Genomic DNA, 13,196 nt, shown 5'->3' on the forward strand with positions numbered 1-13,196 from the left:
TTCGCCCGACCCGACGCCGCCGATCTCGCGCACAAGGTTCTCTGGGAACCGGTGGACGACCGCCCACTGCCCACATATTGGTATTTTGACAGCCGTCAATGCGTCGACCATCCCGCACGGGCTTACATCACCATTTTGAGGGTTGCCGGCCTCGTAAAATCGGTATCAAATTCATCCGGGTCGCTGCGAGGCCAGAACTATGCCGTGGACCGATCCCCTTGCAGATCCTGACGAGTTGCGGCGTTGTATGCGCGACGTTGTCGCCATTTCGATACTTCCGAAGGCGTGGCGAAACTATGATTTGCGGCGGATCTGCGACAGCATCGCCGGCGCGCTATTCACGATGCTCCGCGCTGACTTTGTCCTCATTATCCTGCAGGATCATAACACTCGCCTCACGGAGGAGCTGCTCCGCTGCGATCCTGACTTGAACCCTGCAAGTGTGGATCATGTACGGACCGTGCTGAAGCGCGAAAGAGCGGCATTTGGCGACGATCGAGGATTTATCGTCGCCAACGAATCCAGCCGCCGCAACCTGCAGGTCGCAACCGCACCAATCGGGCTGAGCGAGTATGCTGTGCTTGCTGCCGGCTCCTTTCGCGCCACGTTTCCAACCAAAACGGAACGGTTGCTGCTGACTATCGGGGCTAATCAGGCGGCGATCGCGTTCCAGCACTGGTTGGGCGATGCCGGTGAGAGACGATTCACCATTTTGGCGCAGCGCTCGACTGACTTTATAGGCATTGCCTCGTTGAGCGGTCATATTCAATACATCAACCCGGCTGGCCTACAATCGGTGGGTCTTGCCACGCCCGACGATGCATTGCGACTTCGCGTACTCGACTTCGTATCACGCGAAAACCGGCAGCTTGTCCGGAAAACGATTTGGCCCTTGGTGCTGCGTACAGGTCAATGGAAAGGAGAACTAGATCTTGTGCACTTCGGATCCGGACTCCCGATTCCTTTCCTTGTGGATTGCTTCAGGATCGACGATCCGCGAACCGGGCAACCGATGAACGTCGCAACCGTTAGCCGCGATCTCAGCTTGGAGAATCATGCCGAGGCAGAATCGCGCCACCTCAACGAATCTCTCGAACGACGCGTGGAGCAGCGAACAATCGAACTGGCCGCGGCACACAAAAAGCTCACGGCGCAAAAACTCAAACGTGAGCAATCCGATCTCCGCCTCCGGAAATTGCGCGACGAAATGTTTCGTATGGCGCGCTTCACGGCAGCTGGCCAGATGGCTGCGTTGATTACGCACGAACTCTCACAGCCGCTCACAGCTATCGTCAACTCGATGAATGCGACAAAGCGGCTTCTGAACCGCACGGACCGCGCCAGCCTCGCGATAGCGCAAGATGTTGCGAGCGAAGCGGCTGCCGAGGCGCTTCGAGCAAGCGAAATCCTCCGCAGGCACCGCCAATTCGTCGGAACCGACGAGAAGGAACGACGAACTGAAACATTGTCTTTGATGATTGAGGAAGCCGGCGAGCTCGCGTTGAGCAGTGCTGCTCCGCCCGGGGCAAACCTCAAGTTTGAACTAGACGCTAGAGCCACGCACGCATTTATAAATCGGGTCCAAATACAACAGGTCCTGGTAAATCTCATTCGCAATGCGCTTGAAGCGATGGCAGATCAGGAACAGCGCGAAGTTACCCTGGCGACGAGAGTAGTAGGCGATGGAATGATCGAGGTTACAGTCGCTGACGTGGGACCCGGAATCAGCGAGGATATAGCTCGCCGGCTTTTCGAGCCGTTTGTTTCAAGCAAGCACAATGGGATGGGACTTGGCCTGTCAATTTCACGCTTGATTATCGAAACGCATGGCGGACAGTTGACGGCAGAGTCAAAGGCAGGCGGCACCAGCTTCCACTTCACCATTCCGTGCGATGGTGTAGGCGATGTCAATTGAACGAACCGTCTACGTTCTCGACGACGACGAAGCCGTGCTTCGTTCGCTGGAACGTCTATTGAGTTCCGCCAATTTCGAACCGGTTACCTTTGAGAGAGCGGATCAGTTCTTGGCAGCCGCCATGGGGTTCAAACCGGCATGCGTGCTGCTTGACGTCCGTCTGCCAGAGACGAACGGGCTGGAAGTCCAGGCACAATTGGCCCGGATGCGGAGCGACCTGTCGGTCATTATCGTTACCGCTCAGGGCAACGTCCAAACGGCAGTCCGGGCGATGAAGGCGGGCGCCAGCGATTTCCTGGAAAAGCCGTACAGCGATCATGCGTTGCTGGCGGCTATCGAGGCGACATTCACTAAGGAACTCCAGATCCCGGGCGATCGCGAGGGCGCCGACGCAGTCCGGCGGGTAGCAAGCCTCAGCCCACGCGAGCGGGACGTTCTTGACGGGCTGATGGCTGGTCGTCCCAACAAGTTGATTGCATACGAGCTCGGCCTCAGTGTGCGCACCGTTGAGGTACATCGCGCGCGCATGATGGATCGGCTTGAAGTACGCCAGCTCTCAGAAGCCATCCGGCTCGGCGTAATGGCGAGGCTCAAGACTGGCTGATCCGCAGCATCTGAGGTAGGGCTTTCGCTCATGCGGTCCTCCAGTGCGCTACGGTTCAGGATTTAATAGTCCGCTGCCCGCAAGGGCGATGACATGCCGCTCGACGACTATGCGTATACTCGCCGCAAGATGACGCTCGCGAAACTCGTCATTGCCAATAAGGCCATGATCATCAACAAGGCCGAGCACGCTAGTTCCCCGGTTGACACCTAGTCATGTAGGTTGTCACCTGGTCACGTATGGTAGTGCAGCCTAACCGCTGTGCCGGCGCGCTTTCCCTCGTCTCAAAAAATCTAGTGATCTCGTCTAGTTGGTAGAGCGCAAATCTGGATCAATGCTCTGAACCTCCGCGTTGCCCCTTGAATCAGTGTTCGAAAGTCGATTGTCCCTACGTTCCCGCCCGAATTGACTGAACCACGCTGGCGGAGGCTGATGCATCAAATAGGTTCAATGGCAATGTTCGACAGGAGGGGAAAAAGCGCTCCTTCTTTGCTTCGTGCCGGAAATCATCGCTGTGCTAAGATCCTTCAGGCTCGCTAGCATCAACGTCTCGCTAAGTCGTAATGACTTGCGGGATCTTGCCGATCTCAGCCGTCGTCACACGTCTTGTAACAGGCCGTTGACGTAGCTGGTAGGCTATACAAAGGGCGAGCGCGATCGCTACGACCTAATCAAAACGCGAAGCGTCACTGCGCTCCCCTAAATATGGCGGGATCAGCGCCTAGAAAATGCGGCGCATCGCTGATAATGCATCGAGGCTGATGGATAGACGACAATCTACCTTTTCTCCACCATTATTTTCCCCCTGATAATATAGAGCGTTTTTGTGCCGTTGGATATTTCTGTCGCCGCGTGAACATCAGGTCGTTGCTGGCCAAGAGCTCGGCTAAGCGCGCCTGGCATGCGACGTACTTCGTAACCGCAGGCTGCGCCGACGTCGTCAAGCACGACCCCCTTCTGATCTACTACCGCGTGGCCGTTAAGGTGTCGATGGAAGTAAAATCGAGCCATACCAAAGAATCCGGAGGGTCGGCTTTCGTTCCTATCAACAAAACTTTTCAGGCCGTCATAAACCGCAAATCAGCCGCTAAGTCGTCGCCCGTGAAGAATTCGGAAGCGATTGATCTGTCCCAGTGATTTGACGCGAGCAAGTATTCGATTTTGCAAGAAAGCCGTGGGTAGGTCCTGGTTTTCTTGCGTTTTTGGATTCCGGATTGGGCGGCTTCGTGATTCCTTTGACGGCGAGATTCGCTGTTGGGGAGAACCCATGAGCCAGCCGCGCGATGATCGTCAGGACGATCTGTTTTGTCCATCTCTGGAGAAGATCATCAACCTTCGCCATCCGTTGGTGCGTCTGGCGGCGGAGATCGATTGGGACTTCCTGGCGGGACGCTTCAGTTCGGTCTGTCGCCTCGGGCCGGGGCAGCCACCGTTGCCGACACGATTGGTAGCCGGACTATTCATCCTCAAGCACATGCACAATCTCTCTGACGAGGCGCTGTGCGACAGGTGGGTCGAGAACCCGTATTTTCAGTATTTCTGCGGCGAGGTGGTGTTCCGGCACGACTTGCCATTCGATCGCTCGTCGCTGACCCGCTGGCGCCAGCGGCTGGGTGAGGAGCAGATCGCCGCGCTGTTGCAAGAAAGCCTCTCGGTGGCGCATCGAACTGGGGCAATCGAGACCAAAGATCTCGAGCGGGTCGTTGTGGATACCACCGTACAAGAGAAGGCGATCGCGCATCCGAGCGATGCGCGGCTCATGCACCGGGCGATCGAGAAGCTGGTCGGTTTGGCCAAACGCGAGAGCGTCGAACTGCGCCAAAGCTATCTGCGCGTGGCCAGGCGCGCCGCCATCATGGTGGGACGCTACACGCATGCCCACCAGTTCAAGCGTGCCCGGCGAGAGCTCAAATTCCTGCGCACCCGGCTTGGCCGCATCATCCGTGACATCAGACGCAAGATCGAGGGCGACCCTGCGCTTGAGGATCGCTTTGGTCCGCTGCTCGATCTCGCCCACCGGGTTCGCCATCAAGAGCAGCGTCAGCGCGGTCCCAAGGTCTACTCGTTGCACGCCCCCGAGGTGGAGTGCATCGGCAAAGGCAAGGCCCGGGCACCTTACGAATTTGGCTGCAAAGTCTCGATTGCCACGCCTGCCACCGCGCCCAAAGGCGGGCAGTTCGTACTGCATGCCAAGGCCCTGCACGGCAATCCCTATGACGGCCACACGCTCGGTCCCGTCATCGCCGACCTCGAAAAGCTCACTGGTGTTGCAGCGCGCCGCATCCACGGCGACAAGGGCTACCGCGGCCACAACTATCCCGACCGGTTCAAGGTCTGGATCAGCGGCCAGGTTCGCCGTGTCACCAAAGCCATCCGCCGCGAGATGCGGCGTCGCGCCGCCGTCGAGCCTGTGATCGGCCATCTCAAGGACGACCACCGAATGCGCCGTAACCATCTCAAGGGTCGCGACGGCGACCGCACCAACGCCGTGCTCGCCGCCGCCGGCTACAACTTCAGCCTGCTCCGCCGCTGGCTCACCGAACTTTTATGCGGCCTGTTATGGATACTCTGTCGCCACCTATCGCAACCACACCTTGCGTAAAACGGTGCTCAGGGACGTTCTTCACGAACGACTAAGTCCGTCGGAGCTTCCGCCAGCTGCACCCATCACGCTTCAACAACTCGAACGCACCGCGCGACCCCGCTGACCGACTGCCTAGAATTCCAATCCTTTGGCAGCTATCTTCTTCCCGGCGTCAAGAAAAGGCTGCACCGCCCGCCAGCGGGCTTCAACACTGTCGGCACGCTGAAACAAAATGTTATCCCCGAGCATGGAGGGTTTCATAAACGGTAGTAGGTCAGCCTTAAAGTGGATAACGTGCTTCTTATGGCGCACGGGCCACAAGTCGATCTTGGATTGCACCCCTAAAGCTTCTTTACCCCTTCAAGCCGGCCCGAGCTTCGCTTGGTAGAATTCCGTACGCTTGCTTGAACCGGCGCCCAAAATGCGTGAGGTCGCGAAATCCCCAACCATAAGCAATTTCGCTAAGCATACGATTTGCTTGGGTGGGATCTTCAAGCGCACTGCGACATCGTGCAAGTCGCCTGGCCAGCACTAAACGCGTGAGCGACGTCCCCTGTTCAGCAAGAACCTGATTCGCGTATCGCACGCTGACGCCTACGGCGTCAGCTATAGCTTGCGGGTCGAGCTTTGGGTCAGTTAGGCTTGCTTCGATGACCGCGCGGATATTCAACAATACAAGAGCTTTCGCGGAGGATACGCGGGGGCGGGCACCTTCGATCGCTTTGGCGAGCGACACCGCGATCAAGTCGAGGACATCGCTTCCGATTATGCTATCGCTTATGGAACTCGTCTCTCTCGCCAATGACGGCAATAGGGCGGTCACCGAGGAAGTCAGCCGATCCTGTGCCGTATTGGGCTTTATTAGGTGCGCCACCATATCCCGCGTCTTGCCGAGTCGCGCCTCCAACTCGCGTCGCGGAGCCTTGACGACAAGCATTTTGGAGTTCCGCAAGAACTTTCCTTTGTAGGGCAGCAAAGGGTCTAACAGCGTCAGACAGCCAGCATCCAACGTCACCTCACAGGTATCCTGCTCAAGTGTGCTCCCGCCGGACAACTGGTGGCACACAAACAAATGGTCGGACTTCGCGCAGGAGGCGTGCGCTGCAGTATGCCAAACCTGCATCGGCGAATTGCGGAACAGAATAAGCTCCAAATTGCCGAGCCCGCCCACCTCGATCTCAGCTTCAAAGTTCGGGCGCATGTCCGGCTTTGAACTATGGTTCGCGATCTCTTTGCAGGCGACGCTGTGCCAGCAATCGAATCTTTCCCGGGGATGTACCTCTTGGGTTGAGAAGACGGTTTTCACGTGGCATCTCCATCCGCCCAGACAGCCGAAGGTCTATGCCGACACTGCCGATCCTTGAGTCGGAAAACGGAATTAAGATTCGCCTTCCGATACCGGTAGCTGAAACTTTCAGAATGCTGTACTTCTTTCATGTCTCGGGCAACGGAAAGACGTTCGAGGACGAAACGGGCACTGTCTTGCCAGACGCTTTGGCAGCGAGACTTCACGCGTCCGTGATCGCCGCTGAGCTTGCCGAAGGCCGTGACGATTACCACGGATTCCACGTCCTTGCTGTCGATGAAGTCGGCAACGAAATTGCCCGAATGCCGGTCGTTGTGCCATCCTAACCGGCAAGACCAGAAAGCGGCCTCTTGTTCTTACGGCACCGAGCGGACCCGGCTCTCCAACCTTCAAATCTGGTTTGGCTCAGTTGGTCGCACCTGGCGAGCGTCATCCGACAAGTCGCTCGGCGCAGCACAGACGGTCTGCCGCTATTACACTGTTGCGCGCCCGAACGATAATCCCTCCCCGGTGGAGCGAAAAAACGCAGCGTGTCTTTTGCGTACGTCGGCCAGCAGGTGGTCGAGAACGCCGCGCCGAATGCGATCGCGATCTCACGGGTGACGCTGGCGCCAATGGACCCAAGCGAGCGCAGATCCCGCTTTTGAGCGAGCTGCGTTGGATCGCCTCGGCCCGGTTGACCGTCGTCATGGTGGAACCAAACGCGGCAACCTAGTCTGCCGAATCCGAGACGGACGGGGGAAAACCAACAGGAGATTCTCCCATGAGGATTAATTGGCTTTACACGACAGCGATGGCGTTGGTGATTGGCGCCGGTCCCGCCATTGCGCAATCGCCGGAAGGTTCGCAGAAGCGCGAGGAGAGCCCCCGCGCCCAGTCACCGGCGTCTCAGTCTAGGGAAATGGACCATCCGGCCGCCCAGTCGAAGGAGATGGATCGCGGCGGGGCGGCTGATCGCATCAAGGAGCACGCGCAGTCCGAGCCGAAGGGCGGCGCCCAGGACATGCAGCGCGGTGAGGCCCCGTCGCCGGCCGAGCGCAGCAAGGAGGCGCAGAAGCCGCAGGGCCGCGAGTCCAAGGAACCGACCCGGCAGAGCCAGGATCAGCCCAGCCGTGGCGAGCGCGCGCCCTCGAGCACGGCGCAGCAGAAGGACCTGCAGCAGGGCCGGGATACCAAGCCGGCTGCCGACCAGAAGCAACAGGCTGAGGAAAAGCTGCCGGGCCGCGAGGGTCAACCCAAGCAGGACCGCGCGCAGGACGCCACCAGGCCGGCCGATACGAAGCAGCAGCAGACCCAGCAGCAGATCGATCGCGATCGTAAGGAGCAACGCGATCTGGCCGCCCAACCCTCCAAGTCCTCGCCGCAGCAGAGCGCGCGGCCAGCCGACAACACACAGACCCAGAAGACCGGTCAGGCGCCGGATCAATCAAACCACCAGACTTCCTCGGCCGCGGTCAACGACGACCAGCGCAGACAAGTCGTCGATCAGCTGCGGCGCGACAGGACTGCCACCAGCCAGAATCTCAATGTCCAGGTCAATGTCGGCACGCGGTTGCCGCGGGACGTACAGGCGCGCCGGTTGCCGCCCGATATCGTGCGGATCATGCCGCAATACAAGGACTACGAGTACACGGTGATCGACAACCGCGTTGCCATTATCGATCCGCGGCGGCGAGAGGTCGTCGATATTCTCGACGACGGACCGGGTTACAGCAGGGCCGCTTACGGCCGCGATCGTGTCGTCATCAGCGATGACACGCGCGTGCGGTTCAGAGAATTGGCGCGGAGCTCTTCGACGACGGTCGGCTCGACCTCGCCTTCGGCCGGCGGAGGCGGAACATCCGCGTCGAACTGTCTGTCGCTGCAGCCGGTGCCGGAAGAGCTGGCGCGCAACCATCCGGAGCTCGCCAACTACCGCTATCTCGCCATCGGCGACGAGGTGGTGCTGGTTGACCCGCAGCAGCAGAAGATCGTCCAGGTGATCGACTGAGGCTGGCCGTTCTCCCTCTTCCCGTTCTTCACGGGGAGAGGTCGGGGTGAGGGCTGCACGTTTCTGCGGCATACCGGTTTGAAGATACCCTGGTGGTTGACTTCGCCGACCGGCTTGCTGATGTTGACATAGACGAAAATGGTCAATGGCTGATTCCTCTTGAGTTGCGCCGGCCCCAGTGCGGATCCTTTTGCGTCGGATTGAATTTGCGGACTTGGTTGTGGTTCAATGCCGCATGACGCCGATCCGCGCCAGCATCACCGGGCCGCCGCTCTCCCAGGATCAGCGCCTCCATGGCGGCTTGCCCGTCCGGCAGGGTAAGTTCCGCCTTGGGCAGCTTAGCGATGTACTCGGCGAAATCCCTGAGGATGATGAACGCCTACCAGCCAAGTGCCGATTGCAATTACCCCGGCCCAGCTCAGTGCCGGCAGAAAATCAGAGGCAACCCAAAGCGCCGAAGTCGCATACAAGGATGGTGGGTGCCGCTTGGGTGGCCTTTCGTGTTCGCTCGAAAAGATTCCCGATCGACCTCTCGTCTCTGACTCGTGAAAAACTTTCATCCGGCACAATCACCTTGAGAAACCCGTCCTTGTCCTTGGACCCAGGTGCCTTGGCTCCTCTCGCTCGTAGATCGCTGCATCAGAGTTGGGGTCGATTGAACGCTGCGAGAACGCGGCGGAAATATTCAGTCAGCGAACGAGTACGAGCTGCCCACCGAATGCCCCTGCTCCGCCTCCGCCAGCGCTTTAGCAGCCGAAGTGAGCTGGTGTTCGACAAGCTCCCGAAATTAAGTCACGCCGTTTGTGCGATCAGTTGGCGCAACTAAGCTCGTGAATGGTGGGCTGAAGCCGCTTGCGGTCAGTTCCAGAGTCGCCAATGTGACGGGCAGCAGGCGCTTGCGGGGTTCAGGTAGAGGATCCTGTCAATTGTTTCGATCCGTGGTCAATGCGAGTGGCCTGAAAATGACCACGTCAAATCCGCGCCTTGCCGGGTGGAATTGCAGTTCCTGAAGATCGTGCAAGACGTAGAAGCTTCGCCCGCCCAGCCGTACGATGTGAGTATTCGGATCATTTTTTGCCCACTACCTGTATCGATCTTTCCTCTGATTGCGGTGACGGGCGCAATCCGGCGCAGTCCTCGAGAACGTCCACGCGACCAACATACCGGCGTGGATGATATGCGCCACTTTGGCCGGCCATCGACCAAGCCTCGAGCCGCAGCAGGCCATGGCATCCGAGATGATTCCAATCCCAGCGCTGCGCAGTATTCCTCAAGGACCGAACGGGGCGGGAGCCGCATCCCGAGAGACTGGACGGACGCCTTATACGAACGCAACATCCAATTGTTGCAATCGTTCAATTAGTGCCGTGAACGCATAAATCGGCCGAGCCGACGGCTCGCGAAAGTCCGCTATGCCCGATAGCGATCAAATTCCGCGACGCAGCGAAATGACGCGAGGGGTCATCAACGACATCAGAAGCTCGCCCTATTTTAGTGCGGCGCCGATCGCGTTAACTAGGTCGTCTTCCGTGAACGGCTTCAAAATAATTCGCAAGTCGTTTAACTCATTCAGGACGGCGCGATCCATATAGCCGGTGATAAGGATGACTGGCAAAGTTGGCTGCATCGCACGGATCGCTTTCGCAAGCTCGCCGCCGCTCATTTCCGGCATGGCAAAATCCGCGAGAACGAGATCTATTTCCTGATTGCTTGCGAGCATGCGAAGCGCTTCGCTGCCGCTCTCCACCGACACCGTTGCATATCCGAGAACATCGAGCATCCTAACCATGGACCTCAGGACGGCCTTTTCGTCATCTACGACCAGAACACGAAATCTCTTGGTGGCCTGCAGACGCTTGCTCGCATCAACGGTGTCCGCATGGTGATCAGCATTGTCGCCCCCCGCGCGAGGCAAGAAGACCTTCACCGCAGTGCCCTGATCGAGGCGAGTCTCAATACGCACGCCACCACCGGACTGTTTGGCAAAACCGAAGACTTGCGCCAATCCGAGGCCCCAGCCCTTTCCTGGTTCTTTCGTCGTGTAGAAAGGCTCGAACGCATGCAGCAGGACATCGTCTGGGATACCGGTGCCGGTATCCTTGACGGCGAGAACCACGTAGTCTCCCGGCGACGGCTCTTCCGGCCGGAAGGACTCGCTTTCGATGACGGTGTTGAACGTCTCGATGGTGAGCGTGCCGCCCGGCTGCATCGCGTCCCTGCCGTTGATGGCGAGATTGAGAACGATCATCTCGATTTGGTTTGGATCCACCAGAGCGGGCCAGAGATCCGGTGCAAATATCGTTTTGAGGTGCACCGTCCCGCCCAAGGTGGCGCCGAGCAGATCGCCGATTCCGGCGATCTTGCTGTTTAGATCGACCTCGTCGGGCGCAAGTTGCTGTTTCCGCGAAAAGGCGAGGAGTTGCGCAACGAGCTTCCTGCCCTGGTCAGCAGCGGTCCGGATGAGTTCGACGCCTTCCCAGTCGTCAGGGCGTTCCATTGTGCGAGCGAGCAGACGCGCATTGGTGAGTACGACTGCGAGTAGGTTGTTGAAATCGTGCGCCACGCCTGACGTGATCTGCCCGATCGCATCGAGCCGCTGCAGCTGCTGGACCTCGATTTCGGCAAACTTACGTTTCTCCATTTGAGAGCGGAGCTGCCGGTTGGCCTCCTCCAGTTCGCGCCTCCGTTCTTCAATGCGGCGCTCGAGCCTTTCTTCAATACGTTTGCGCTCGGTGACCTCCAGGGCGATACCGAAAAACGCAACTGGCGCCTCGTTCTCGAAATTGGTCCGCCCGCGCGTCGCGATCCAGCGTTCCACGCCGTCCGTATTTCCGATGACCCGGTACTCGATATCGTAGACCCCATCGCCGCGCGGGTCGACGCACCGCTGGATCGCAGCCTCGACACGTGCAAGATCGTCTGGATGCACGCCGGCCCTCCACACCTCGTAATCGACAGGCGCGCCTGCAGCCAGGCCCCACATTGCGCGCAACGTGTCGTCCCACTGCAACTCATTGGTTTGCGGGTTCCAAGCATAGCGGCCGAGCCGCGCGAGATCGACGGCCGCCTGCAGCCGTGCTTCGCTCTCGCGCAGACGCGCCTCGGTATACTTCTCCTCTGTGATCTCGCGTATGGCACCGATGAACCCGACAGGCTGTCGGCCTTCAAAGAAATTTTGGGCATGGGTAGAGACCCAACGTTCTATGCCATCCTCGATTCCCTGCACACGGTACTCGGCCACGAAAACGCCATCGCTATCGGGGTCGAGTGAGGCCTCCCACGCCGCTGCGACCTGAGCCTGGTCGTCACGGTGTATGGCCGCGAAAGCCATCGGCGCGTCGACGGTGGTGTCAGCGGGTAATCCCCACATTGCCTTAAGGCGTGCATCCCAGTCGAGAGCGCCGGTCCTAGGGTCGCCAGAATAAGGCGATAAGCCGATTAGTTCGACTGCCGCCTTTAGCCGCGCTTCGCTGGCCCGCAGCAACGCTTCTGCTTGTTTACGCCGATCGATGTCTCGGAACGCAACAGAAACGCCGGTCGAGGTTGGATAAATGTCGACCTCGAACCAATGCCCAATCAAAGGCGAGGCGCTCTCGAAATGCTGGGCCGTGCCTGTCTCGAGTGCGCGCCGCTGCGCCTCATAGTCCGGCGTGCCGACAGCGTTCGGGAACGCTGAGAGAAACGGGACGCCTATCAAATCGTCGGGCTTCTTGTCCCAAGTCTCGAGTGCCTTGCGGCTTGCGTAAAGAAAACGATGATTCTGATCAAGCGCATAAAAGGCCTCGCCGATCCCTTCGAGTACCTCGCGCAGTCTGGCTTCGCTCTTGCGCAAGGCCCGTTCGGTCTGGTCCCGCTCCGCCTTTTCCTTTACGGCGTTGGTGGTTTCGAAAGCAGTGGCCAGATTGGCGACGACCGCGCCCGTCTCGTCGCGGATGGGCGTAAAATACGACGTGAAAAACGCTTCCTCAGGACCGCCGTTGCGCAGGAGCGTCCAGGGATGGTCTTCCAGCGTAACGGTCTCGCCCGCGAAAACACGGCGGTGGATCGCCGCTTCAGCCGCCTCCCATACCCCACCCCAGACTTCGCGCCCCGGTCGACCGAAGGCACGAGGATGCTTCGTCCCCATGAACGCCCGATGGACCTCATTGTAGATTAGGATGCGCTTGGGACCCCAGATCAGATTCATCGCGAGTGGCGATGCCATCATGAGGTCAATGGTGGTCTTGAGGCTCTGGGGCCAACTGGCAATCGGCCCAAGCGGAGTCTTCTCCCAATCGAACGCGCGAACGCGCGAACCCATCTCGCCGCCGCTGGACGGCCAAGCTGATCGTCCTAGGTGAAGGTCCTTGCTCACTGGGCCTTTCACGGGCTGGGGAACAGGCCACCAATGTCCTGAAGTACGATAGATTAGCCCAGGCAATCAAGCATCAAAAAGTACCTTCATGCAGGTGGGTTGGCTTGGTGCCCCTTAATTATGGGTCGCTCTTGAGGAGGTCTCACGAGCAAGATACACGCGGGGGTGGACACCAACGGGCTACCGGTCCATCTCGCGCTCACGCCCGGTGAGGCGCATGATAACTGGCTGTGTTCGGTTCTCCTCAGCGCCTTGCTCCACCAGAACGTGTTCATGGCCGCGCCGCAATGGCGCGGCCTCAAAAACGTACTTCTGTGATGACCGGGGTGCTCGAGACGATAGTCGACTTGGCGGCTGGCGGAAATCGCTTATCGTCGCAAAGCCGGCCACCGCACGCGGATGATAGTTGCTCGCCGATTTGCCGAACCAATTGTTTGTGCGTT

General features: G+C 59.0%; 9 protein-coding genes and 1 pseudogene. 6 read left to right on the forward strand and 4 right to left on the reverse strand.

The features are described 5' to 3' along the window. The first annotated feature begins 199 nt into the window (after positions 1-199). Positions 200-1,915 (forward strand): PAS domain-containing sensor histidine kinase, encoded by a 1,716-nt coding sequence (locus FXB40_RS12125; protein WP_148772432.1) that lies wholly within the window; start codon positions 200-202, stop codon positions 1,913-1,915. Continuing rightward, the gene (locus tag FXB40_RS12130) at positions 1,905-2,519 is read left to right on the forward strand and encodes a response regulator transcription factor (RefSeq protein ID WP_148772433.1); all 615 of its coding nucleotides are present in this window, start codon (positions 1,905-1,907) and stop codon (positions 2,517-2,519) included. The genes FXB40_RS12125 and FXB40_RS12130 overlap by 11 nt, the downstream gene beginning before the upstream one ends. 777 nt (positions 2,520-3,296) lie before the next feature. Here FXB40_RS12130 and FXB40_RS50370 read toward each other — a convergent pair. Beyond that, a complete protein-coding gene (locus FXB40_RS50370; protein ID WP_430647128.1) occupies positions 3,297-3,530 on the reverse strand; it encodes a DUF6894 family protein in 234 nt (77 codons plus the stop codon). Positions 3,531-3,786: 256 nt separating this feature from the next. Here FXB40_RS50370 and FXB40_RS12140 point away from each other — a divergent pair, with 256 nt between their 5' ends. Further along, positions 3,787-5,121, forward strand: a complete 1,335-nt coding sequence (locus tag FXB40_RS12140; protein WP_148772435.1) for an IS5 family transposase — start codon at positions 3,787-3,789, stop codon at positions 5,119-5,121. Between the two features lie 334 nt (positions 5,122-5,455). On the opposite strand, the gene FXB40_RS12150 is transcribed toward FXB40_RS12140, so the two are convergent. After that, positions 5,456-6,409, reverse strand: coding sequence for an AraC-like ligand-binding domain-containing protein (locus tag FXB40_RS12150; protein ID WP_148772437.1), 954 nt, complete (start codon positions 6,407-6,409; stop codon positions 5,456-5,458). Between the two features lie 35 nt (positions 6,410-6,444). Here FXB40_RS12150 and FXB40_RS12155 point away from each other — a divergent pair, with 35 nt between their 5' ends. Together FXB40_RS12155 and FXB40_RS12160 are read left to right on the forward strand one after the other, a co-directional pair. Beyond that, positions 6,445-6,735 carry a DUF6894 family protein gene (locus tag FXB40_RS12155; RefSeq protein ID WP_148772438.1) on the forward strand — a complete coding sequence of 97 codons (291 nt, stop codon included), beginning with the start codon at positions 6,445-6,447 and terminating at the stop codon, positions 6,733-6,735. Positions 6,736-7,172: 437 nt separating this feature from the next. Beyond that, the gene (locus tag FXB40_RS12160) at positions 7,173-8,399 is read left to right on the forward strand and encodes a DUF1236 domain-containing protein (RefSeq protein WP_148772439.1); all 1,227 of its coding nucleotides are present in this window, start codon (positions 7,173-7,175) and stop codon (positions 8,397-8,399) included. Between the two features lie 142 nt (positions 8,400-8,541). Here the strand turns inward: FXB40_RS12160 and FXB40_RS12165 are convergent, their stop codons facing one another. Further along, positions 8,542-8,694, reverse strand: coding sequence for a hypothetical protein (locus FXB40_RS12165; RefSeq protein WP_246207558.1), 153 nt, complete (start codon positions 8,692-8,694; stop codon positions 8,542-8,544). 1,191 nt (positions 8,695-9,885) lie between these two features. Further along, positions 9,886-12,753, reverse strand: a complete 2,868-nt coding sequence (locus FXB40_RS12170; RefSeq protein ID WP_148772440.1) for a hybrid sensor histidine kinase/response regulator — start codon at positions 12,751-12,753, stop codon at positions 9,886-9,888. Positions 12,754-12,888: 135 nt separating this feature from the next. On the opposite strand from FXB40_RS12170, the pseudogene FXB40_RS12175 reads away from it, so the two are divergent. Next, positions 12,889-12,979, forward strand: a pseudogene (locus tag FXB40_RS12175) (IS5/IS1182 family transposase); the annotation flags it as partial. Positions 12,980-13,196: the final 217 nt, after the last annotated feature.

The organism is Bradyrhizobium rifense (assembly GCF_008123425.1).
Classification (GTDB): domain Bacteria; phylum Pseudomonadota; class Alphaproteobacteria; order Rhizobiales; family Xanthobacteraceae; genus Bradyrhizobium; species Bradyrhizobium rifense.